The 22,653-nt window shown below is 70.4% G+C and carries 21 protein-coding genes; 9 read left to right on the top strand and 12 right to left on the bottom strand.

All coding sequences use genetic code 11. The annotated features are described in order from the left end of the window. Nucleotides 1-44: 44 nt before the first annotated feature. Both OG293_RS34415 and OG293_RS34410 read right to left on the bottom strand, forming a co-directional pair. Nucleotides 45-677, bottom strand: coding sequence for an MBL fold metallo-hydrolase (locus OG293_RS34415; protein ID WP_406002652.1), 633 nt, complete (start codon nt 675-677; stop codon nt 45-47). Continuing rightward, nucleotides 674-1,759, bottom strand: coding sequence for an S-(hydroxymethyl)mycothiol dehydrogenase (locus tag OG293_RS34410; protein ID WP_406002651.1), 1,086 nt, complete (start codon nt 1,757-1,759; stop codon nt 674-676). The genes OG293_RS34415 and OG293_RS34410 overlap by 4 nt, the downstream gene beginning before the upstream one ends. Before the next feature lie 256 nt (nt 1,760-2,015). On the opposite strand from OG293_RS34410, the gene OG293_RS34405 reads away from it, so the two are divergent. Beyond that, on the top strand, nt 2,016-3,632 hold the full coding sequence (locus OG293_RS34405) for an FAD-dependent monooxygenase (RefSeq protein ID WP_406002650.1): 1,617 nt from the start codon (nt 2,016-2,018) through the stop codon (nt 3,630-3,632). On the opposite strand, the gene OG293_RS34400 is transcribed toward OG293_RS34405, so the two are convergent. Both OG293_RS34400 and OG293_RS34395 read right to left on the bottom strand, forming a co-directional pair. Continuing rightward, entirely contained in the window at nt 3,610-4,923 is a 1,314-nt protein-coding gene (locus OG293_RS34400) for an RNA polymerase sigma factor (RefSeq protein WP_406003804.1), read from the bottom strand. The genes OG293_RS34405 and OG293_RS34400 overlap by 23 nt on opposite strands. Before the next feature lie 12 nt (nt 4,924-4,935). Further along, entirely contained in the window at nt 4,936-5,337 is a 402-nt protein-coding gene (locus OG293_RS34395; RefSeq protein ID WP_406002649.1) for a YciI family protein, read from the bottom strand. Nucleotides 5,338-5,877: 540 nt separating this feature from the next. On the opposite strand from OG293_RS34395, the gene OG293_RS34390 reads away from it, so the two are divergent. The 4 genes from OG293_RS34390 to OG293_RS34375 all read left to right on the top strand — a co-directional run bounded on the left by OG293_RS34390 (nt 5,878) and on the right by OG293_RS34375 (nt 9,108). Further along, nucleotides 5,878-6,225 carry a MerR family transcriptional regulator gene (locus OG293_RS34390; RefSeq protein WP_406002648.1) on the top strand — a complete coding sequence of 116 codons (348 nt, stop codon included), beginning with the start codon at nt 5,878-5,880 and terminating at the stop codon, nt 6,223-6,225. A gap of 296 nt (nt 6,226-6,521) precedes the next feature. After that, nucleotides 6,522-6,725: a cold-shock protein gene (locus OG293_RS34385; RefSeq protein WP_100580096.1), complete on the top strand. Its 204-nt coding sequence runs from the start codon at nt 6,522-6,524 to the stop codon at nt 6,723-6,725. A gap of 356 nt (nt 6,726-7,081) precedes the next feature. Next, nucleotides 7,082-8,647, top strand: coding sequence for a DEAD/DEAH box helicase (locus OG293_RS34380; protein ID WP_406002647.1), 1,566 nt, complete (start codon nt 7,082-7,084; stop codon nt 8,645-8,647). A 68-nt stretch (nt 8,648-8,715) separates the two neighbouring features. Next, nucleotides 8,716-9,108, top strand: a complete 393-nt coding sequence (locus OG293_RS34375; RefSeq protein WP_406002646.1) for a CBS domain-containing protein — start codon at nt 8,716-8,718, stop codon at nt 9,106-9,108. 25 nt (nt 9,109-9,133) lie between these two features. On the opposite strand, the gene OG293_RS34370 is transcribed toward OG293_RS34375, so the two are convergent. The 4 genes from OG293_RS34370 to OG293_RS34355 form a co-directional block, all read right to left on the bottom strand. Next, entirely contained in the window at nt 9,134-9,898 is a 765-nt protein-coding gene (locus OG293_RS34370) for a YqjF family protein (protein ID WP_406002645.1), read from the bottom strand. Nucleotides 9,899-9,965: 67 nt separating this feature from the next. Then, nucleotides 9,966-10,985, bottom strand: coding sequence for an NAD(P)/FAD-dependent oxidoreductase (locus OG293_RS34365; protein WP_406002644.1), 1,020 nt, complete (start codon nt 10,983-10,985; stop codon nt 9,966-9,968). Then, entirely contained in the window at nt 10,982-11,506 is a 525-nt protein-coding gene (locus OG293_RS34360) for an isoprenylcysteine carboxyl methyltransferase family protein (protein WP_406002643.1), read from the bottom strand. The genes OG293_RS34365 and OG293_RS34360 overlap by 4 nt, the downstream gene beginning before the upstream one ends. Before the next feature lie 12 nt (nt 11,507-11,518). Beyond that, nucleotides 11,519-12,574: a type III polyketide synthase gene (locus OG293_RS34355; protein ID WP_406002642.1), complete on the bottom strand. Its 1,056-nt coding sequence runs from the start codon at nt 12,572-12,574 to the stop codon at nt 11,519-11,521. Between the two features lie 120 nt (nt 12,575-12,694). On the opposite strand from OG293_RS34355, the gene OG293_RS34350 reads away from it, so the two are divergent. Further along, nucleotides 12,695-13,564 (top strand): UbiA family prenyltransferase, encoded by an 870-nt coding sequence (locus tag OG293_RS34350; RefSeq protein ID WP_406002641.1) that lies wholly within the window; start codon nt 12,695-12,697, stop codon nt 13,562-13,564. Between the two features lie 9 nt (nt 13,565-13,573). Here the strand turns inward: OG293_RS34350 and OG293_RS34345 are convergent, their stop codons facing one another. Beyond that, nucleotides 13,574-13,798, bottom strand: a complete 225-nt coding sequence (locus OG293_RS34345; RefSeq protein WP_406002640.1) for a hypothetical protein — start codon at nt 13,796-13,798, stop codon at nt 13,574-13,576. Nucleotides 13,799-14,152: 354 nt separating this feature from the next. Here OG293_RS34345 and OG293_RS34340 point away from each other — a divergent pair, with 354 nt between their 5' ends. After that, complete coding sequence (locus tag OG293_RS34340) at nt 14,153-16,246, top strand: SpoIIE family protein phosphatase (protein ID WP_406002639.1); 2,094 nt, start codon at nt 14,153-14,155, stop codon at nt 16,244-16,246. A gap of 39 nt (nt 16,247-16,285) precedes the next feature. On the opposite strand, the gene OG293_RS34335 is transcribed toward OG293_RS34340, so the two are convergent. From OG293_RS34335 to OG293_RS34325, 3 genes are all read right to left on the bottom strand, one after another. Next, nucleotides 16,286-17,104 (bottom strand): maleylpyruvate isomerase family mycothiol-dependent enzyme, encoded by an 819-nt coding sequence (locus OG293_RS34335; RefSeq protein ID WP_406002638.1) that lies wholly within the window; start codon nt 17,102-17,104, stop codon nt 16,286-16,288. A gap of 301 nt (nt 17,105-17,405) precedes the next feature. Further along, complete coding sequence (locus tag OG293_RS34330) at nt 17,406-17,603, bottom strand: hypothetical protein (RefSeq protein ID WP_406002637.1); 198 nt, start codon at nt 17,601-17,603, stop codon at nt 17,406-17,408. A 453-nt stretch (nt 17,604-18,056) separates the two neighbouring features. Then, nucleotides 18,057-19,376, bottom strand: coding sequence for a phytase (locus OG293_RS34325; RefSeq protein ID WP_406003803.1), 1,320 nt, complete (start codon nt 19,374-19,376; stop codon nt 18,057-18,059). A 594-nt stretch (nt 19,377-19,970) separates the two neighbouring features. Here OG293_RS34325 and gdhA point away from each other — a divergent pair. Both gdhA and OG293_RS34315 read left to right on the top strand, forming a co-directional pair. After that, the gene (gene gdhA / locus OG293_RS34320; protein WP_406002636.1) at nt 19,971-21,326 is read left to right on the top strand and encodes an NADP-specific glutamate dehydrogenase; all 1,356 of its coding nucleotides are present in this window, start codon (nt 19,971-19,973) and stop codon (nt 21,324-21,326) included. Nucleotides 21,327-21,690: 364 nt separating this feature from the next. After that, nucleotides 21,691-22,614, top strand: a complete 924-nt coding sequence (locus OG293_RS34315) for a glutamate ABC transporter substrate-binding protein (RefSeq protein ID WP_406002635.1) — start codon at nt 21,691-21,693, stop codon at nt 22,612-22,614. Nucleotides 22,615-22,653 lie beyond the last annotated feature (39 nt).

Here is a 22,653-nt window from a genome sequence, read left to right as displayed (position 1 = left end):
GACCGGCCCGAGGGGACGCCGGCCGCAGGGTCGCCGCGCGAAGGTCAGAATCCGCGGTCGATCCATTCCTGAAGATGGGGCGCCTCGGCGGCGATCGTGGTCGTGTCCCCGTGCCCGGTGTGCACCACGGTGTCGCCGGGCAGCGCGAGCAGCCGGTCCCGGATCGACTCGATGATGGTCCCGAAGTGGCTGTACGAGCGGCCCGTCGCCCCCGGTCCTCCGGCGAAGAGGGTGTCGCCGCTGAACAGGGCGCGCAGCTCGGGCGCGTGGAGGCAGATGGCTCCGGGGGCGTGGCCGGGGGTGTGGAGGACGGTGAGTGTGGTGCCGCCGATGGTGAGGGTCTGTCCGTCGGACAGGTTGCCGTCGGGGGCGCGTTCGGGGTGGGTCTGTTTCCACAGGGGCAGGTCGTCGGGGTGGAGCAGGATGGGTGCGCCGGTCGCGGCGGCGAGTGCGGGGGCGGCGTCGATGTGGTCGTTGTGGGCGTGGGTGCAGACGATGGCGCGCAGAGTTCGTCCGTTGAGGGCGGCCTGGATGGCGGCTGCGTCGTGTGCGGCGTCGATGACGATCGCTTCCGAGGTGTCGCCGACGATCCAGACGTTGTTGTCGACGTCCCAGGTGCCGCCGTCGAGGGAGAAGGTGCCCGAGGTGACCAGGTGGTCGATGCCGGTGGAGGTCACAGGACCACCACCGAGCGCAGCACGTCGCCCTCGTGCATGCGGGCGAATGCTTTTTCGATGTCGTCGAGTGCGATGGTCTCGGTGACGAATGCGTCCAGGTCGAGGCGTCCTTGGAGGTGGAGGTCGATGAGCATGGGGAAGTCGCGGGAGGGGAGGCAGTCGCCGTACCAGGAGGACTTGAGTGCGCCGCCGCGGCCGAAGACGTCGAGGAGGGGCAGTTCCAGCTTCATCTCGGGGGTGGGGACGCCGACGAGGACGACGGTGCCGGCCAGGTCGCGGGCGTGGAAGGCCTGCTGGTATGTCTCGGGGCGTCCGACGGCCTCGATGACGACGTCGGCGCCGAAACCGCCGGTGAGTTCGCGGATCGCCTCGACGGGGTCGCTCTGTCTGGAGTTGACGGTGTGGGTGGCGCCCATGGTCTTCGCCGTCTGCAGTTTGCGGTCGTCGATGTCGACGGCGATGATCTTCGCCGCGCCCGCGAGGCGGGCTCCCACGACCGCGGCATCGCCCACACCGCCGCAGCCGATGACGGCGACCGAGTCACCGCGGCCCACCTTCCCGGTGTTGATCGCGGCACCGATACCCGCCATCACACCACAGCCGAGAAGACCGGCGACCGTCGCCGAGGCACGCTCGTCGACCTTCGTGCACTGCCCGGCAGCCACCAGGGTCTTCTCCGCGAAGGCACCGATACCAAGCGCCGGAGACAGCACCGTGCCGTCCAGCAGGGTCATCTTCTGCCGGGCGTTGTGCGTGTCGAAGCAGTACCAGGGACGGCCCCGCAGACAGGCCCGGCACTGGCCGCAGACCGCACGCCAGTTCAGGACGACGAAGTCACCCGGTCCCACCTCGGTGACGCCCTCACCGACCGCCTCCACCACACCCGCCGCCTCATGGCCGAGCAGGAACGGAAAGTCGTCACTGATCCCGCCCTGCTTGTAGTGGAGATCGGTATGGCACACCCCGCAGGCCTGCACCTTCACCAGCACCTCACCCGGCCCCGGATCGGGCACGATGATCGTCTCGACCCTCACCGGCTCGTTCTTCCCCGGTGCGACAACAGCACGAACCTGGTGAGCCATGGCCACTCCTCGACTGACGGGCGCCCGCGGACGCCCATACATCCGTTGCTTATTACGGCACGCATCTCACGTGTCGCAACACCAGCATCGTGGAGGCGCGATCCACGGTCAAGAAGCATGCGAGGCGTCGCTGAAGTAGCCGGACGCGCAGCGCCGGGCGACGATGGAAGCGCGGGGGACGGCAGACGGCGGTCCGGGGCTTCGCGGCCCGGGGTGCGCCGGCCGGAGCACCAGGTTCTCTCGGCGGGAGACGCCAGTGGTGGACACAGATGTACTGGTCGTCGGTGCGGGCCCGGTCGGGCTCACCGCGGCGGCCGAACTCCGACGGCAGGGCGTCGGCTGCCGCATCATCGACCGACTCCCGGCCCGCCTTCCGTACGCGAAGGCCGTGGGCATCCAGCCCCGGACTCTGGAGATCTGGGACCGGATGGGAATGGTGAACGCGGTCCTGGACGCCGCGATACCGGCGCGCGGTCAGCTGATGTATCTGAACGGCGCACAGCATGTGCGCATCGACCTGGAGCTGCCGCCGGACGTGCCCTACCGCTTTGCCGCCCTGCCGCAGTACGAGACCGAGCGGCTCATCGAGGAGCACCTCCACCACTGGGACACCCTTGTCGAGCGCGGCACCGAACTGGTCTCGTTCGAGCAGGACGCGGGCGGCGTCCGGAGCCGGCTCACCACATCGTCCGGCGAGGAGGAGGAAGTCCGCTCCCGCTACCTCATCGGCTGCGACGGCGCGCACAGCGCCGTCCGCAAGGGACTCGGGCTGACCTTCGAGGGCGGAGCCTTCCCCGACGAGTACATGCTGGCGGATGTCGAGGTCGACTGGAGCCTGCCGCCGGGCTACGGAGTGCGCGCCATCCACCAGACCGACGGTTCGACCGACGACATCCTGGTGTGCATTCCCCTGCCCGGCCACTGCCGCTACCGCATGTCCATGCTCGTCCCTCCCGAGCTCTCCACCCAGAACCAGCCGGAGGGTGACGAGGTGACCCACGGCCTGGAGGGCGGACGCGCGCCCGGGCTCGAACACGTCCAGGCCGTCCTCGACCGGATGGCTCCGGAGCCGACCACCGCATCCTCCCTCCGCTGGTCCTCCGTATTCCGCATCAGTCACCGGATCGTGAACCGCTACTCCGACGGCCGGGTCTTCGTCGCCGGGGACGCCGCGCACATCCATCCACCCACCGGCGCCCAGGGCATGAACACCGGTATCCAGGACGCGTACAACCTGGCCTGGAAGCTGGCCCTGACACTCACCGGGACCGCGCACCCGCAGCTGCTCGACACCTACGACGCCGAACGCCGGCCTGTGGGGGAAGAGGTGGTGGGACGCACGGTCCGGCATGCGACCGACGGCATCCAGGCCGACCCCGACGATCCGGCCACCGTCATGCTGCGGGAGGCCCAACTGCTGATCTCCTACCGCGGCAGCCCGATCGTGGGGCCGGACACCCCCGGACAGTCCGGTCCCCGTGCCGGCGACCGCGCACCGGACTGCGGCGGTCTACTCGGCGACATCGCCACCTTCCCGATGCGACTGTTCGACCTGATCCGCGACCGGGGCCATCTGCTGCTCCTCTACGCGGACGGCGAAGGCCGGAGCGCCGGATTCGACGAACTGGCCGCGGCGGCCAAGGAGCTGACTCATGGGCAGGTGGGCGCCCATGCCGTGCTCGCGCCCGGTCTGGAGAGGGGCACCCTGGAGCTTCCGGCCCATCGCGACAGCCGCGGAGAATTCCAGAAGGTGTACCACGCCCAGGGCCCCACAGCACTGCTGATCCGCCCGGACGGCTACCTGGGGCTGCGGCAGACCCCGCCGGAGGCATCGGAGCTGTCCGCACACCTCAGCCGCGTTCTCCGCGTCTGACCTCCTCCGTGTTCTCGGCCTTCCGGGCACCGCCCGCGGACGGCGGCGCGAGCGACGCGGCAAGTTCGGCGGCGCGAATGGCGAGGTGGTGTCGCTCCGGAAGGCTTATCGTGCGGTTCGCCGCCGCACGGTAGTTCTCGATTGCGGCCTGCCGGTCGCCGAGCATCTCAAGGAGATGGGCCCTGACCGCGTACAGACGATGGTGGTCCGCCAGGCGTCCGTCCGCGTCGAGGGCCTTGACGATGTCCAGACCGGCGGCCGGGCCATGGACCATGGCTGCGGCGACCGCCCGGTTGAGCGAGACCAGCGGGTTGGGCGAGATGCGCTCCAACACCGCGTACAGCGCGAGAATCTGCGGCCAGTCGGTGTCCTCGACCCGCTTCGCCTCGTCGTGGACGGCGGCCACCGCGGCCTGGACCTGGTAGGGCCCGACAGGTCCGTTGGGCAGGGCCGAGGTGACCAGGGCGATGCCCTCCTCGATGGCATCGCCGTCCCACAGGCTGCGGTCCTGCCCGGCGAGCGGGACCAGTTCACCGTCCGGTCCCGTACGGGCCGGGCTGCGGGCGTGGTTGAGCAGCATCAGCGCGAGAAGTCCGGCGACCTCGCTGTCGTCGGGGAGGTGCCGACGGACGGCCCGCGCCAGCCGGATCGCCTCCCGGGAGAGTTCGACGCGCTGCAGGGCGGGGCCACCACTGCTGGCATAGCCCTCGTTGAAGATCAGATAGAGAACGGAGAGCACCGCGTCGAGCCGGGAGGCCCAGTCGGTGCGGTCCGGCATCCGGAAGGGGATCCGAGAGGCCTTGATCTGCCGCTTGGCCCGGCTGATCCGCTGAGCCATCGTCGCGTCGGGCACCATGAAGGCATGGGCGATCTCGCCCGTGGTCAGGCCGCCGACCGACCGCAGGGTGAGAGCGACCGCCGAGGCGCGCGTCAGCGCGGGGTGCGCGCACATGAACAGCAGGATCAGAGTGTCGTCCCGGTCCAGCGCCTCGTCCTCGTCGGCTGCCGGTGCCGAACGCCGGTCCGCCGGTTCGCGTCTGGCCGCGAGGTCCTCCCGCCGCCGACGAGCCTGTTCGCTGCGCACCTGCTCGGTCATACGGCGGTTCGCGACCTGGATCAGCCAGCCCCTCGGGTTGAGCGGCACGCCCTCCTGCGGCCACTGGGTCGCGGCGGCGAGCAGCGCCTCCTGGACCGCGTCCTCGGCGGTGTCGAAGTCGCCGTAGCGCCTGGTGAGCACACCGACGACCTGCGGCGCCAGTTGGCGCAGCAGGGCGTTGGTGTCCGTGTCCAGTGCGGTCAGTACCTACAGCTCCTCGGTCGGTGCCGACATCACCTGGCGCACTTCGATCGGCATGTTCAGCGGGGCGCCGCCCGGGCCGGGCGCGGTCGAGATGAACGCCGCGATCTCGTACGCCCGCTCGGGCGTCTCGCAGTCGACGATCCACCAGCCCGCCACGAACTCCTTGGTCTCAGGGTAGGGGCCCTCGGTGATCAGCGGGGCTCCGCCTTCGCCCGCGCGCACGATCCTGGCCTGCTCCGGCATGGCCAGCCCCTGCGCGTCCACCCGCTCCCCGGCGTCGGCGATCTTCTTGTTCGCCTCGTGCATGAACGCGATGTGCGCCTGGATCTCCTCGGGGGTCCAGGTGGCGATCGACGGGAACTCCGCCGCCGCTTCGCTGAACTGCATCAACAGCATGTACTTCATGGCCTGCTCCTCACGCTGGTGCACCTTCTCGGCGCGCTCATGGACAGGTAGAAACCGGCGCCGCGTTTTCGACATCCTCGGCCAAGATCTTCCGAAAAAGTTTCCGCGGCAGGCCTCCGAGGGTCCCGGCCGCGGCGGGGCGGCGGCGACAGCGAAGCGGCGGTGCGGCAATAGTTCACTCCGGAACCAGGAAAATCTGCCCCCGACACAGTAGAAATTACGCTCCCTCATGGGTAGGGTTTCTTCCGTAGCCGACAGAGTCGCCGACGAGGCGACAAATGATCAGAGCAGGACCGAGAAGAGAGAGGAGCAGACGCCATCAGGATCGCCCGGGCGAGGATCGACTTCGCTCGGGTACCGCAGACCCCGATGGGAAGGTGGTCCCCGGTCACGCATCCGCGATCCCCGCAGCTCCGCCCTCAGGGACGGACCCGCGGAATACGAAAGCCAGCGCACAGCGCCGGCAGATGGTGTTGATACCCCTCGGGGCCCCGGTGTCTACGCACCGGGGCCCCTCGACGCGTTCCAGAAAAGGTGACGATGCCGCAGGAAACCCCCTCGCCCAACACTGATCGATTCGACGACGACGACTACCCCGCCTACACCATGGGGCGTGCCGCCGAAATGATCGGCACCACCCCCGGCTTCCTGAGGGCCGTGGGCGAGGCCCGGCTGATCACCCCGCTGCGGTCCGAGGGAGGCCATCGCCGTTACTCCCGCTACCAACTGCGCATCGCCGCACGCGCACGCGAACTGGTCGACGGCGGCACGCCGATCGAGGCGGCCTGCCGCATCGTCATTCTGGAGGACCAGCTCGAAGAGGCCCTGCGGATCAACGAGGAACTGCGCCGCAGCCCTGCGGAGGCGGGCGGATCCACCGCCCCCTGACCACCGGCATCCGAATATCTATGGCCGCAGGCACAGATATTCGGACCGTACGCGATGAGAGTTTATGGCGCGGCGGGCGGAGTGATATTACTCGCCGCGCCCGGCCGCTTGCGCCGTGCTACCGTTGTTCTCAGTTGCAGTTGTGGTTCCCAAAGACTTCAAGTGCCCGCACCGGTGTAACCGCCGGTGTGTGCACTTATGTATTTCCGGATTCATTCCGGACGGGGCGATCATCGCGGCGACACGGTATCCGCACAGTGCGGGTACCGGGCACTGCCCCGAAGGAGAAAAAAGACATGGCTACTGGCACCGTCAAGTGGTTCAACGCGGAAAAGGGCTTCGGCTTCATCGAGCAGGAGGGTGGCGGCCCCGACGTCTTCGCCCACTACTCGAACATCGCCGCCCAGGGCTTCCGTGAGCTGCAGGAAGGCCAGAAGGTGAACTTCGACGTCACGCAGGGCCAGAAGGGCCCGCAGGCCGAGAACATCACTCCCGCCTGACGCTCACGCGTACACGCAGCTGGGGCCCGCACCTGGGGGTGCGGGCCCCAGCTCGTTGCGTTCCCGACGCCGACCGGACCGCTGCCATCGGCATGCGCCCGACCCCGGCGGTTCTTCTCGCCGTAGGGCGGACAACACGCCCATGGCTCCCGCCGGACACACTTCCGGCCGAACTCTTATGACTTTGCGCCCCATTGACGCGGCGCGAGTCAGTCATTGAAACGAGCCCGCCCCGCATTTCGCTGCGGCGGCCGGGCTGCGTCTTCGTATTGCTCCGGCTCGTTCTTGCGATTCTCCGTGCCTTGTGTGGCTGCCGGGAATCCCTCGATACGTGCCCTGTCGAGGAAGGTTCTGGCTTGAACCGCACAGCTCGCACGAACGACCGCTACTCCCGCACCCGCAAGGGCGACAACGCCGGCTCCGGCAGAAGCGGCGGCTTCCGTTCGCAGTCGCAGGGGCGCGGCGGCGCTCCCGGCCGCCCGGCCGGCTCCGGCCGCTCCGGCGGATACGGGCGCCGTCCCGCCGCGGTGCAGGGGGAGTTCGCGCTCCCCGTCACCATCACCCCGGCGCTGCCCGCCATCGAGGCATTCGCCGAACTCGACATGCCCGCTCCGTTGCTGTCGGCGCTCCACGCCGAGGGCGTCACCGTGCCGTTCCCGATCCAGGCCGCGACCCTGCCCAACACTCTCGCGGGCCGCGACGTCCTGGGCCGCGGACGCACCGGCTCCGGCAAGACACTCGCGTTCGGCCTGGCTCTTCTGGCACGCACCGAGGGGAGGCGCGCCGAGCCCAAGCAGCCGCTGGCTCTGGTTCTCGTGCCCACCCGGGAGCTGGCCCAGCAGGTCACCGACGCTCTCACCCCGTACGCCCGCTCGCTGAAGCTGCGGCTGACGACGGTGGTCGGCGGTATGTCGATCGGCCGGCAGGCGGGCGCGCTGCGCGGCGGGGCCGAGGTCGTCGTCGCGACACCCGGCAGGCTCAAGGACCTCATCGAGCGCGGCGACTGCCGGCTCGACCGCGTCGGCATCACCGTGCTGGACGAGGCCGACCAGATGGCGGACATGGGCTTCATGCCCCAGGTCACCGAACTGCTCGACCAGGTACGGCCCGAGGGCCAGCGGATGCTTTTCTCCGCCACCCTGGACCGCAATGTCGACCTCCTGGTCCGCCGTTATCTGCACGACCCGGTGGTCCACTCCGTCGACCCGTCGGCGGGGGCGGTGACCACGATGGAGCACCACGTCCTGCATGTGCACGGCTCCGACAAGTACGCCACGACGACCGAGATCGCCGCGCGCGAGGGCCGGACGATCATGTTCCTGGACACCAAGCACGCGGTCGACCAGCTCACCAAGCATCTGCTGAACAGCGGTGTGCGCGCCGCGGCGCTGCACGGCGGCAAGTCGCAGCCCCAGCGCACCCGCACCCTGGCCCAGTTCAAGACCGGGCACGTCACGGTCCTGGTGGCCACCAATGTCGCGGCCCGCGGCATCCACGTCGACAACCTCGACCTGGTCGTCAACGTGGACCCGCCCAGCGACCACAAGGACTATCTGCACCGCGGCGGCCGGACCGCCCGCGCCGGTGAGTCCGGCTGCGTCGTCACGCTGGTCCTGCCCAACCAGCGCCGCGAGATGACCCGTCTGATGGGCCACGCGGGCATCACTCCGCAGACCACCCAGGTGCGCTCCGGCGAAGCCGAACTGAGCCGCATCACGGGGGCGCAGGCGCCGTCGGGTGTCCCGGTCACCATCAGCGCGCCGGTCGTGGAGCGGGCCAAGCGAAGCGCCTCGACGTCCCGGGGCCGGCGCAGCCGCCCGTCCCAGGCCCGCCGCTCGGGTGGCGCGTCCCAGGGACGTACCGGCACGTCGGGCCGTACAGGCGGCTCGCAGCGCTCGTCCGCCGCCAGAAACGCCGCATGACATCCGGGCCCTGGCATTCGCCACGGCTCATCTGATCCACCCAACACGGAAGGTGTCCATTGACGCTGATGCTCACTCATCCCCGGACGTCGCACCACCACGACGCGCTGACCGCCGCCGACGTCATGACCTCGCCCGGCCCACAGGTCGGTGACGACATGATCGTCGATGTCGCGCTCTCCGTCCTCATCAGCGCGGGCGTGGGACATCTGATCGTCCGCGGCGAGGACGACCGCTGTGCCGGTCTGGTCTCCCGGACCCAGCTCACCGCGTACCGCAGCGGCTCCTGGTACGCCGAGGACACTCGGTTGCGCGACATCGTCCACGACCGGGGCCCTTTCACCCTGTCCGAGACGTCGCTGCTCGAAGCGGAGTACGCCATGCGGGCCCGGGATCTCGCTGTCTCGCCCGTGGTCGACGAGGACGGATTCATCCTCGGCGTCCTGGCCCTCACACACTGAGTCCCAGCCCCGGCCCACGCGGGTTTCAGGGGGTGGGGATGCCGCCGGGGCGGGCGGGGCGGCCGAAGCGTACCGGGACACCCGGTGAATACAGGACGCTCACCGGCTCCCCCGCCGGTTCGGGCAGTCCCGCCGCCGTCACCAGGTTCTCGTCGCACTCGATGAGTCCGGCGCGGTGGAGGGGCCAGCGCGGATGAGTGTTCGGCAGGTACACCTGCCGTCCGAAGAAGGTGTTGTGCATGCCCCAGCGGGCGGTCAGGAAGTGTTCGAGCTCGCTGGGCTCCTCAACCCGCTCACCGATCCGCAGGGAGATCCTGCTGTGCGCGCCGCGCGGTCCGGGCCAGCGACGGGTACTGGTGTACGTGAGGGTGTCGCCGTCGCGCCGGATCGCCATCCTGGACCACAGGTACGGCAGCCGGAACACCGTGCGCGCGAACGCCACCGGGATCAGCCGTGAGGCGTCCAGGGACCGGAAGACCACCCCGCGGCGTCCATGGGCGTCCACCGAATAGAGCCGCACATTGGTCTCGGGAAACGTGCCCAGGTAGGGGATGCCGGGGAGACTGAACCAGCCGACCCGGTGCATCCGGAAGGCGACGAGTCCGACGTAGGTGACCCCGTGCAGGGTGTCGGGGACGGTCCCGGCCGGCAGGAGCGGTGCCACATCGGCCGGATCGGCGGCCCAGTGCAGGAACGCCAGATCGAGCCAGGACTGGGTCAGCAGCGGGCTCACCGCGGGGTGTGGTGAGTCGGCTGTTATGGATTGTGGCGCGCGGGGCGTGTGGGGCACACCGCCAGCATCGCACTGTCCACCTCGGCATCGCTTGAGCGCCCCTGCCCGGCCCGACGGTCGCCGTCTACTGAAGGGCCCGCACCGCCGCCCGGAAGACGCCCGGCACACGGCAGGCCGCCGGGACGATCAAGCGTGCCGCGGCGGGCTGCCGGGCCGCCAGCAGCAGACCCGCGGTGAGCAGACGGTGACGTCTCGTCAGCCGTGCCCACCGGGCCGGGTAGACCTGAGGCCGGCCGGAGACAAGGCAGCCGACGGCCGCGGCGGCCGTCGCCATGGCCAGGGCGATGCCTTCGCCGGTCAGGGCGTCGACATAGCCCGCCGCGTCGCCGACCAGCAGGACGCGCCCGGCCCGTTGGGTCCGGGCCCGCTGGCGCAGGGGCCCGGCGCCGCGCACCGGACCCGACGCCCGGCCGTGGAGCAGGGACGCCAGGGCGGGAAAGGCGCTCAGGTGCTCGTCGTGGGAGCGGCGGTCACCACTGAGTACGGCGACGCCCACCAGGTCGTCCCCGACCGGGGTCACATACGCCTCGCCATGACGGGACCAGTGCACTTCGACGAAGTCCGTCCAGGGAGCGATGCGGTAGTGGCGGCGCAGACCGTAGCGGCGAGGCCCCCCGCCGGGCCGGTCGAGTCCGAGCTCGCGGCGTAGCGGGGAGTGCAGCCCGTCGGCGGCGACGAGCCAACGTGCCGTCAGCCCCGAGGTGCGCACACGGTCCTGGTCCTGGCGGATCTCCCCCGCCTTGCCCGGCACGATCCGTACCCCCAGCTCCACGGCCCTGCGGTGCAGCGCGGCATGGAGTTCGGTGCGCCGGACTCCGAGACCGCGTCCGGCTCCCTCCCCGAACGTCGCCTCCGCGTGGCGGGCGCCCTCGACGTAACGGATCCCGCGCAGGCCGTGGCCGGGCACGTCGACGCCCAGCGACCGCAGCGCCGCCACCCCGCTGGGCATGATTCCCTCGCCGCAGGCCTTGTCGACAGGAGCCGCGCGCGGTTCGAGCACGACGGCTTCCATCCCCGCCCGGACGGCGTGGATCGCGACCGCCAGGCCGGCCGGGCCGCCGCCCGCCACCAGGAGGTCGATCATGCCTGTCCGTCCGCCGCCATCGTGGCCAGCGCCCCGTCCTCGCACCGGATGCGCACCGCAAGCAGCACCCCGTTGAGCGCGGTGAAGGCGACGGCGGTCACCCACGCGCCGTGGACCAGCGGCAGCGCCAGGCCCTCGGCGGCCACCGCGACGTAGTTGGGGTGGCGCAGCCACCGGTAGGGCCCTCCGGTGACCCGGGGCAGGCCCGGGACGACGATGACACGGGTGTTCCACTGATATCCGAGCGTGCGGATGCACCACCAGCGCAGGGTCTGCGCGGCGAGGAGCACCGCCACCATGGTCCAGCCGGGCAGCGGCAGGAACGGGCGGCCGGCCACCCGGACTTCAAGGAGACAGCCGGCCAGCAGGGCGGTGTGCAGGGCGACCATCGGCGGGTAGTGGCCGCGGCCGGTCTCCGTACCGCCGCGGGCGAGGCTCCAGCGCGTGTTGCGCACCGCCACGGCGAGTTCGACGAGACGCTCGCCCGCGACCGCAAGCACGAGAGCGGTGTACCAGATCACGCGTCCTCCGACCTACCAGCGCAGCAGCACCAGTTCGCAGCAGAATCCGGGCCCCATGGCCATCAGGAGACCGGGTGTTCCCGGTTCGGGCCGTCTCTGCTCCAGCGTGTCCCGCAGGACGTGCAGGACCGAGGACGACGAGAGGTTGCCCACGTCGGCCAGCGAGCGCCACGTGACGTCGAGGGCTCCTTCGGGCAGCGAGAGGGCATCGGAGACGGCTTCCAGGACCTTGGGTCCGCCCGGGTGACACACCCAGTGGGCGACGTCCTTCGGCTTGAGACCGTGCTCCTCCAGGAAGCCGTGGACGTCGTCGGCGAGATACCGGCGTACGACGTCGGGGACGGCGGCGTCGAGAACCACCTTGAAGCCGGAGCTTCGGATGTCCCACCCCATCAGGTGTTCGGTGTCCGGATACATCCGGCTGCGCGTCGCCACGACTTCGGGCCCGCCCGCCGGCGCCCGACGGCCGCCGACCGCGACCACCGCCGCCGCCCCGTCGCCGAACAGCCCTGACGCCACCAGGTTGGCGGGCGTAGCGTCGCCACGCTGGAAAGTGAGGGAGCACAGCTCGACCGAGAGCAGCACGGCCACATGGTCGGGCCATCCGAGCAGGTAGTCGTGCAGGCGCGCCACACCGGCGGCTCCGGCGACGCAGCCCAGGCCGAAGACGGGAAGGCGTTTCACGTCGGGTCGCAGGCCGAGGCGCCCGACCAGCCGGGCATCGACCGAGGGTGCCGCCACTCCGGTGACGGAGGTGAACATCAGCAGGTCCACGTCGGCGGGCCTCAGCCCCGCACTCCGCAGTGCGCCGCGTACCGCCTGCGCACCGAGGTCGGTGGCAGCGGCGATGAAGGCGTCGTTGGCGTCGCCGAGGCCGTCCAGTTCGCCGTAGCGCTCCAGGGGCAGCACCACATGCCGGGTGCGCACCCGCGCGTTCTCGTGGAGGCGGTCGAGCGCACGGCGGTCCGCGCCCCGCGGAAGGCACACGCGCGCCACCATGTCGGTGATCTCGCGCTGGGTGTGGCGGTGTGGTGCCAGGGCGCCGTGTACGGCTGCGATCCGGGTCATCCCGTGTCCCGCTTCGGAGGCGTCATGAACCTCATCACTGCCCGCGCACGGACAGGAGTCACCGCAAGTCGCCCGTGCGGCTCACGCGTTCTCGGCGGCTCCCGTGCCTACGATCGCACCGTGGACGTCCAGGATCAGCCGCAGGCGTGCGAGGTGACGGCGTGGCCGCTCGGCCCCACGGTCGGACTGGCCCTGTCCTGCCATCCGGGGCCGGTGGTCGCCGTGACCGCCCTGAGCAGCACACTGGCCGTCAGCGCCGGGCTCGGCGGGGGCCGTTGCGCGCTGATCGGCGCGGCCGTGCTGGCCGGACAGCTCTCGGTGGGCTGGTGCAACGACGCCCTCGACGCGCGGCGGGACGCCGCGGCCGGGCGCCGGGGCAAACCGGTGGCCGACGGCAGGGTCGGCCGGAGGGCGGTGTGGGTGGCCGCCTGCGCGGCACTCCTGGTGTGCGTGCCTCTCTCGCTGGCGTGCGGCCCACTCGCCGGTACGGTGCATCTGGCCGCGGTGGCGGCGGCGTGGCTGTACAACGTGAGGCTCAAGGCGACCGCTCTGTCGTGGCTGCCCTATGCGATCGGTTTCGGCGGCTTGCCCGCCGTCGTAGCCCTGAGCATGCCCGGCCGTCCCTGGCCCCCGTGGTGGGCCGTGACAGCCGGAGCGCTGCTCGGTCTCGCGGCCCACCTGGGCGATGTCCTTCCCGACATCGGAGACGATCTCCGCGCGGGAGTACGCGGTCTGCCGCACCGGCTGGGCGTCACGGCCACCCGGCTGCTGCTGCCGGTGCCCCTGGTGGCGGCATCGGCGGTTCTGGCGCTGGGCCCCGCGGGTCCGCCCGGCGTCTGGGGAGCTGCCGCACTCGCGGCAGCGTCGGCGGCGGCGGTCGCGGGGCTCGCAGCCGGCCGGCACTGGCGCAAGGCGGCATTCACCGCGACGGTGGCCGTGGCGGCGGTCGATCTGGCGCTGCTGCTGGTGCGCGGCAATGCCCTGGCGTGACGCTCCGGGTCAGGTGCCGGACTGGGCCGGGCGCGGCGGCAGCCCCGGAGGGACGATCCAGGGCTCGGGTGAACGTCTTCCCTCCCGCTGGACGGGCCGGGCATGGGCGTCGGCTTCCCGCAGCTGCACGCACCACGTACAGGTGTCCTGCTCATGTGCCCGCGGGGCAAGCCAGTAGGCGCCCGTGAGGCGCGCGTCGGGAACGGGGATCGGATTGTTGTCGGTGGCGTTCATGCCCGACCAACGACCCAGTCAGGCCACGGGAACGGCACATCGGCGGCACGCAACCAAACCGTCATCCGGCGCAGTCGGCCCGCTCCACTTTGATGCACCAGCCATGCAGCTATGCCATGATCGTCGAGAGCGGAGAGTTGCCTGGTCCACGGCGCCGAAGCCCCAGCCATATTTTCGCCCGAGGTGGGCACGCGGGGGGTAGCGACCTCCACAGAAGCCCACCTCTTGGGACGGAACAGTAGAGGCGACGGCAGGAAAGCAGCGACGATGGGACAGATCGGGAGCCGCGGGCGTCGCCCGGGGCGGAGGTCGGCACCGGGAAGCACAGGCGGCAGTCGGACGGAGGACCCTGGGATGTGTGCACGCGAGCCCTTCCCGGTCGACCCCGCCTTGACGAGGCCCAGCACGTCCGAGCCCGGAGGCCTCCTGGATGTGCTGAACGTCGCCGCCGTCGTCCTGGACTCGGACGGCCGGATCGTGCTGTGGAGCCCGCAGGCCGCAAATCTGTTCGGATACACCGCCGAGGAGGCGCTCGGACATTACGCGGGCCGCCTGCTGGTCCATGAGAACCGTCTGGAACTGGTGCGCCGGCTGTTCACCAGGGTCATGAGAGGCGAAGAGGGCTGGACCGGCGTCTTCCCCGTGCGGCACAGGGACGGCAGCACGCTGCTCGTGGAGTTCCGCAACATGCGGCTGGAGGACGACCAGAAGGATCTGTACGCCCTGGGCCTGGCCACCGAGCAGACGACTCTGCGCGGGGTGGAGCGGGATCTGGCGCTGTCCACCCGGCTGATCTCGCAGTCGCCCATCGGGCTGGCGGTCGTGGACACCGAGCTGCGGTACGTCATGGTCAACCCGGCGCTGGAACGCATCAACGGCCTGCCCGCCGCCGAGCACGTCGGCAAGTACGTACGCGAGGCGCTGCCCTTCCTGGACACCGAAGCCATCGAGGCCGACATGCGCGAGGTGCTCGACACCGGCGTCCCGATCCTGGACCGGGAGTCCGTGGCCCGCACCCCGGCAGAGCCGGACCGCGAGCATGCCTGGTCGGTGTCTTTCTACCGGCTGGAATCGTCCAACGGGGAGGTCCTGGGGCTGGCCACCTCCGTCGTGGACATCACCGCGCGGCACCGCGCGACCACCGAGGCCGCGCAGGCCCGGCAGCGCCTCGCGCTGGTCGCGGACGCGTCCATCCGCCTCGGCACCACGCTCGACCTCGACCAGACGGCACGGGAGCTCGCGGAGGTGTCGGTGCCCGAGCTGGCCGACATAGCGGCCGTCGACGTGCTCGACAGCGTCCTCAACGGCCGCTCCGGATCCGTGCTGCACGAAGGCCCCGCGGTGTTCCGCTCCCTCGCCGTGGCCGCGTCCCACCCCACCGTCGCCGTCCAGGCGGCCGATCAGCCCGGCGAGGTCGCCCGCTACGAGGCGGACCGGCTGGTCACCCACTGTGTGAACACCGGACGCCCGGTCCGTGTCCCTCGAGTGCAGCCCGATGATCTGGCGCGTATCGCCCGCAGTCCCGACGCCGCGGCGCTGCTGGCCGCCGCGGGCGTGCACTCCTACCTCGCGGTGCCGCTGATCGCCCGCGGCGAGGTACTCGGCGCCCTGGACCTGAAGCGCAGCCGCAACGCCGAACCGTTCAACGCCGACGACGAGGTCCTGGCAGGAGAGCTCGCCGCCCGCGCCGCCGTGTGCATCGACAACGCCCGCTGGTACCGGCAGGTGCGCAACACCGCCCTCACGCTCCAGCGCAGCCTCCTCCCGCAGCGCCCTCCGGACCAGCCGGGCCTGGAGATCGCGTACCGCTACCAGCCGGCCGAGGCGGCCATCGAGGTCGGCGGCGACTGGTTCGACGTCATCCCGCTGACGGACGACAAGACCGCGCTGGTCGTCGGCGACGTCATGGGCAGCGGCATCAGCGCCGCCGCCACCATGGGCCAACTCCGCACGGCCACCCGCACCCTGGCCGAACTCGACCTCGACCCGGCCGAGGTGCAGCGCCACCTCGACCGCATCACCGACCGCATGGGGCAGACCATCACGACCTGCATCTATGCCGTGTACGACCCCCGCCAGGGCCAGTGCCTCATCTCCAGCGCCGGGCACCTCCCGCCCGCGCTGGTCCGTCCCGGCCGGCCGCCCGCGCTGCTGGATCTGCCCACGGGTGCCCCGCTGGGCGTCGGCAACGTCGCCTTCCACACCACCACGGTCACGCTGGAGCCCGGCGACGATCTGGTCCTGTACACCGATGGCCTGGTCGAGACACGTGACCAGGCCATCGACGAACGTCTCGACGCCCTTCTCGACCTCCTCGCGGGCCCCCAGCGCTCTCTGGAGGAGACCTGCGACCTGCTGCTGGACTCGCTGCGCAGGCCAGGTGACCATGACGACGTGGCCCTGCTCGTGGCCCGTGCCGTTGCGGTGACCGGGGCCGGTCCGTCGTAGGACCGGTCAGGATGGTCGCCGGTCGTGCGGAGTCCCGGCTCAGGGCGCCTTGAAGAGGGTGGGGAAGCGAGGCGCGAGCCATGCCTTGCGCCCCCAGGCCAGGATTCGGCCGCGCGCCATGGCGCCCCAGGGGTCGCAGCGGCCGAGAGCGATCAGCAGAAAAGTGACCGGCTCGATGACGATGGTGCAGTCGGGGCGGCCGACGGGCCGGGGGCCGACGCTCACCGCGCCGTCGGTGAAGGTCACCGTGAAGCGGGTGCCGGCGCGCAGTCGGATCTCGTAGCGGGCACGGAGTCCGGCGGCCGGGGCGGCGACGACCCGGGGCATGCTCGTGATCATGAAGGGAAGGGACAGTTCGACCCGGGCGCGGTCGAGCATATGGTCCCGGCCCACCGCGCGGGCAAGGTCGTAGCCATGGCCGAGCATGTGTGTGAGCAGGTACGAGCCGAAGGTGGCCAGGTCCATGGTGCCCAGCGGGGTGCTCACGATGTCCTCGGCCGGGCGCCGGTCCGCGGCTTCGAGGAAGGCCGCGGCCTGCGCGACGATCATCTCGGCCAGCGGGTCGGCCACACGCTCGCCGAACTGGGCGAGGACGCGTTCATTGGCCGCCGCGAGACTCTGCGGCGTGCCGTCCCCGTGGCTGCGTTCCTGCCCTGCCGCGATGTCGGCCATCAGCTCGTTGGCCTGCGCCAGGTGGGCTGCCGCCTCGCCGAGGGTCCACTCGGAACCGGGGACCGGGACACCCGTGTCCGTCCGGCCGCGCAGCAGCGCCGCGATCTCCTCGGCCGTGCCGAGTATCGCCGCGGCGAGCCCCGCGGGCAGCACGCCGGGCTGCTCCCGGGCAGTCGTTGGTTCCACGTCCGGTCCCTCTCCTCCACGAACCGGCCAGCGGGCCGGGTCCGGCGGAGCGGCACCGCGGCGGACCCGCACAGAATGCCAGGACAGGGGCATGCAGGCAGCCCCCCGGCGGCAGCAATCCGGGTGCGTACGCCCAGGTCGGCGCCGCGGGAGCCCAGGACACGGCGACGGACCACCTCGGCGTGGATGGCGCCGGAGTTCCCAGGCCCTCCCGATGAGCCGGGGAACTCCGGGCATCCGTGGAGCCCGGGAATTTCTCGAGAGGAAAGGCCCTAGCTACTTGGGCTGCACAGCACTGGTACTAGTGGGGGAACCACCACGGCAGCTCATTCCCGCCGGGGACCGGGGAGGCGTCTACCGGAGTGGCATCGTTCGGCTCGTCGGCCACCTGTGCCAACGTGCCCTGGGCGAACCCCTCGTCCGCCGAGGCGCCGCTGGCGAGGGCCACACCGCCGCCCAGGAACGCGAGGGCGAGACCGCTGGTCACCGCGATCCGCATCCGCGCTGAGCCTCCTGAAACGCGCCGGTGTGAACGGGGAGGGTTTGTCGGGGTGGAATTTTCCTGGTCTTGCGTACTCATATGCGCTGCGCCTTCGGTTGTGGGGGGGGGTGTGCGGTTGAACGACGACGTACGTGGAGTTGTGGACTCCCGTCGGGCGCCGAACTCCCCTGTGGGGTATGGCTGATACTAGGTGAATGGCTTCACGCGCACGACGGTGGAAGCCTGGCTTAAGACTCCCTTAATGATCGCTTGAGGCCGCATTTCAGTTGGCGGTCGCCGGAGTTGGGCCTTGCAGGTTGCGGTCGGCGGGGCGTGGTTGAAACTCCGTTGAGTTCAAGTCGGCTTTGACGTCGCATTTCTCGTGCTGCGCTATGCGTATCTCACAGTCCGCAGCTACCGAAACCACCCCCAGGCCGTCAGGCGAACAGCCCCGACATCACCCGATCAACTTCACTCGTCGTCAACGGCGTCGAGCACCGCGCCGAGATCGACGAACTTGAAGCCGGTCGCCTCCCGGTCGCCGCCTGCGCCGTCCGTCACCGCCGGCGTCTCGTGCCCGTCCTGGACGACCAGCAGGCCGCGCGGATAGCGGTCACCCAGCGGCTCGTTGAGCACGGCGGCGCCGTCGCACTTCTCGCTGCCGTCGAGCGTGGCCGACGCGTGGCCGACGCGGAAGCCGCCCTCGTACTCGTTCTCGTCGTCGATCTCCCGGTCGTACAGGGCGAAGGTGTTGTCCCCCTGGCTCGACGCCATCAGGTAGCCGTCGCCGTCGTCCTCCTGGAGGAGGGTCAGTCCCTCGACATCGGCCGCGAGCCGCTTGCCGCCGTAGCCGGGGTCGGCGCCCGGCGTGCACTCCTCGGTCTCCTTGTCGTAGACACCGGGGACGCCGTACTCCTTGACCTTGTCGACCAGGACCGGCTTGCCGGTGAGGTCGGCGCGCATACGCCAGATGCCGATGTCCTCCTGGCCCGCGTAGAGCACTCCGTTGCCGGGGTCGACGACCATTCCCTCCACCTGCGGCAGTTCGTCGGGCTCGGCGCAGGGGCTCCACCGGGTGCCGTTGGGGAGGCGGAAGGACGACGGCAGTTCGAGGGTGCGGATCTTCTTGTAGCCGACCGTGCCGTGCTCCGTCGGCGTCAGCTCCAGGAGCGCCAGTTGGGTGCGGTTGCGCCGGCTGACGAGGGCGTACGAGCGGCCGCTTCGCTTGTCCCGCCAGGTCGCGAGGCCGTACGCGGTCCGCTGTTCGTTGATCTCGGGCTGGTTCGCGGAGAACACGGGAGCGACCGCCGGGTCCGTGATGTCGGTCAGCGGGTGCCCGGTGCGCGACCGGTCGATGCGGTAGATGCGCAGCCGGTCGTTGCCGCGGTCGCTGACCACCGCCACATCGGCGCGGCCGGCCTGGGTGCGCAGGCCGTGGACGAGGTCGACGTTGTTGAACCGGCCGGGAGCGTCCTCGGCCGTCGGGGGCGCCGGAGCGGGAATCGACTGGACCAGCTTCGCGTCCAGGCCGTAGACCCGCAGGCCGCCCTCCTTCGCCGTGGCGACGACCAGACTGCGCTCCGGGTCGGTGGGGTTGCGCCAGATCGCCGGGTCGTCGGCATTGGAGTTCTGGCCCGCCTCGTCGTCGTAGAGAGCGGCGGTCTCCGCGGTCGGGGTCACCGTGGGCAGCGCGGACGGTCGCGCCTGCGCGGGAGTGGAAGCCGGAACGAGGAGAGCGGCCAGTGCCCCGCCCAGAGCGGTGGCGGCTGCCAGACGAGGCGAGCGGTGCATTCTCACGGACGGTTCCTCGCGGTCGGGGACTGTGGATCGGTCGTCAGCGAGCATCCGGCGAACGGACGGCGCCCGGCCGTCGCCCACGTGATGCGCTCGTGTGGTGAACATGAATTCGCCTGCGTGCAAGGGCTGTTGCTCCGAGTACGGCGAAGCGGCGCCGCCATACTGATCGGATGCCCGCGGCCCCCTGGCCTCCTCCCCCGCGCGGAGTGAACGCACCGGCGTCGCCGTCGTGGGCGCTGGACGGGCCGGACTCACCGTCGCCCCCATGGCGTACGGACGCCTCTGCCCGGCGGGCGACTCCGCCCACCGTGCAGCGCGGAGGCCGGCCACCGGCGATACGCCCGCGGCCAGGGTCACATCCCTGCCCGTGGAGGACATGTCGGCATGCCGACATGCCGACATGCCGACATGACGGACAGTCGGACACGGCGGGTCAGACTCCGACAGACTGCTGCCCGACACGTCGAAACAGCCGAGGCAATGAACGGTCGAAGCGACCGGGCCGTACTGCTGGCTGGCAACGACACCTGGACCGTCACCGCCACGGCCTGGCTGTCATCCCGTCGGCCGGGCAGGAAGGGACATGCTGTGACCCTGTCTTCCTCGAAGACCAGACTGGCTTCGCTGCGCACCGAGCTCGAGCGCCGCAATCCGGCAGAGCCCGAATTCCACCAGGCATCGAGGGAAGTGCTGGAGAGCCTGGCTCCGCTGTTCGCGGCTCGTCCCGAATACGCGCAGCCCGGGCTCATCGAGCGGCTCTGCGAGCCCGAGCGGCAGATCATCTTCCGCGTGCCCTGGCAGGACGATGGCGGCACCGTACACGTCAACCGGGGATTCCGGGTGGAGTTCAACAGCGCGCTCGGCCCCTACAAGGGCGGTCTGCGCTTTCACCCCTCGGTGAATCTGGGCGTCGTGAAGTTCCTCGGCTTCGAGCAGATCTTCAAGAACGCGCTCACCGGGCTGGGGATCGGCGGTGGCAAGGGCGGCAGCGACTTCGATCCGCGCGGACGATCGGACTCGGAAGTCATGCGCTTCTGCCAGTCGTTCATGATGGAGCTGCACCGGCACATCGGCGAGCACACCGATGTCCCGGCCGGTGACATCGGCGTCGGCGGGCGTGAGATCGGCTACCTCTTCGGGCAGTACCGGCGCATCACCAACCGCTGGGAAGCGGGTGTGCTGACGGGCAAAGCCGAGGCGTGGGGCGGCTCGGCGATGCGCCCGCAGGCGACGGGCTACGGAAGCGTGCTCTTCGCGGGCGAGATGCTGAGCCGGCGGGGCGAGGAGCTCGCGGGCCAGTCGGCCGTGGTCTCCGGTTCGGGAAATGTCGCCGTGCACACCATCGAGAAGCTGATGCGCAGCGGGGCCCACGCACTGACCTGCTCCGACTCCGAGGGATATGTGGTCGACGAGAAGGGCATCGACCTCGAACTCCTGCGTCAGATCAAGGAGGTCGAGCGCGCACGCGTCAGCGAGTACGCCGAGCGCCGCGGGGCATCCGCCCGCTATGTCCCTGGTGGCCGCGTATGGGATGTTCCCTGCGATGTCGCCTTCCCTTCGGCGACGCAGAACGAACTGGATCGGCAGGACGCCCTGACCCTCGTCCGCAACGGCGTGAAGGCCGTCTCCGAGGGCGCCAACATGCCCACCACACCCGAGGCGGTGGGCATCCTCCAGGAGGCGGGGGTGGCCTTCGGCCCCGGCAAGGCCGCGAACGCGGGCGGCGTCGCCGTCAGCGCGCTGGAGATGCGCCAGAACGCGGCCCGCGACAGCTGGACACCTGAGCGGGTGGAGGACGAACTCGCCCAGATCATGCGTGACATCCATCGCGTCACCTACGAGACCGCCGAGCGCTACGGAGCACCCGGCGACTATGTGACGGGCGCGAACATCGCGGGCTTCGAGCGTGTCGCGGACGCGATGCTCGCTCAGGGCCTCATCTGACCCATGCCGAAGCGCCCCGGCCCCTCGCGGGTTCGGGGCGCCCCGCGGACCCCGCGGGACCCCGCAGACCCCGCGGGACCCCGCAGACCCCCCGGACCCCGCGGGCGACGCGGAGACCTCTATCACCCGGAGGCGAGTCATAAGTGATTTTTCCCTTAACCGCCACCTCACGGCAGGTGGCCCGAGATGGCCGTTTGCGGCCAGACCGTAATCTCAAGTTCCGCTCAGATGCAATGACGCTAAGGGGGTCCTGTACCTTATTCTCCTCCCCAACGAGGAGGACGGAGCACGAGCCGACGGCGGGCATTCTGTGGCCTGGGGCGCCGTCGAATCGGCTGAATCAGGTCATAGAGGAAGTTGCACCATGAAGTCCTGCAGGTCCGCCTCAATCGCGACGATCGTGGTGCTCACGATCGGCCTCAGCGCCACCGCATGCAGCGGTGACTCCGGTGGCTCCGACGACAGTCCCTCCAATTCCCCGAAGGGATTCAACCGGCCGGCCCTGCCCACGTACAAGGTCGCCAAGAACGTCAAGATCGACTCGACGACGCTGAAGCGGGCCCAGAAGGCCGGCAAGCTCGTCATCGGCGCCAAGAACGACCAGCCCTTCCTCGGTTTCGAGGAGGCGGACGGCAAGCGCTCCGGCTTCGACATCGAGATGGCCAAGATGATCGCGGCCGACCTCGGCTTCTCCCCCGCGCAGATCGAGTTCAAGACGGTCAACACCAGCGAACGCGAGGATGCCGTCGCCGACGGCAAGGTCGACCTGTACGTCGGCACGTACACGATCAACGACGACCGCAAGCAGCGCGTGGGATTCGCCGGGCCGTACTTCATGGCGGGCGCCGACCTCCTGATCCGCAAGGACGACAGGACCATCAGCGGGCCGTACTCGCTCCAGGGCAAGACCGTCTGCTCGGCCAAGGGCTCGACCGCGCTCAAGGAGATCAAGAAGCCCGACTACAACACCTCGACCGTCGAGTCGCCCAAGTACACCGCGTGCGTGGCGCAACTGCTCGACGGAAAGGTCGACGCGGTCACCACGGACGACGCGATCCTCATGGGCTACGCCGCCCAGAAGCCGGACAAGCTGAAGGTGGTCGGCAGCCCGTTCACCAAGGAGCCGTACGGCATCGGAATGCACAAGGACGACGAGGCCCTGCGGGAAGCGGTCACCGAGGCCATCGAGGCGCACGACAAGAACGGCGACCAGAAGAAGGCGTACGAGGCGACTCTGGGCCTGTCCGGCTCCATGTTCCCCGGAGCCCCGGTCGTCGACCGCTACTGACACCGCGGCGGTGGTGCCCCTCGCCGCTGACCGGCGCCG

Source organism: Streptomyces sp. NBC_00829, assembly GCF_045161795.1.
In the GTDB taxonomy this organism is placed as follows: Bacteria; Actinomycetota; Actinomycetes; order Streptomycetales; family Streptomycetaceae; genus Streptomyces.
The sequence above is the reverse complement of the archived record's forward strand: the minus strand, read 5'-3'. Positions and strand labels throughout refer to the sequence as shown.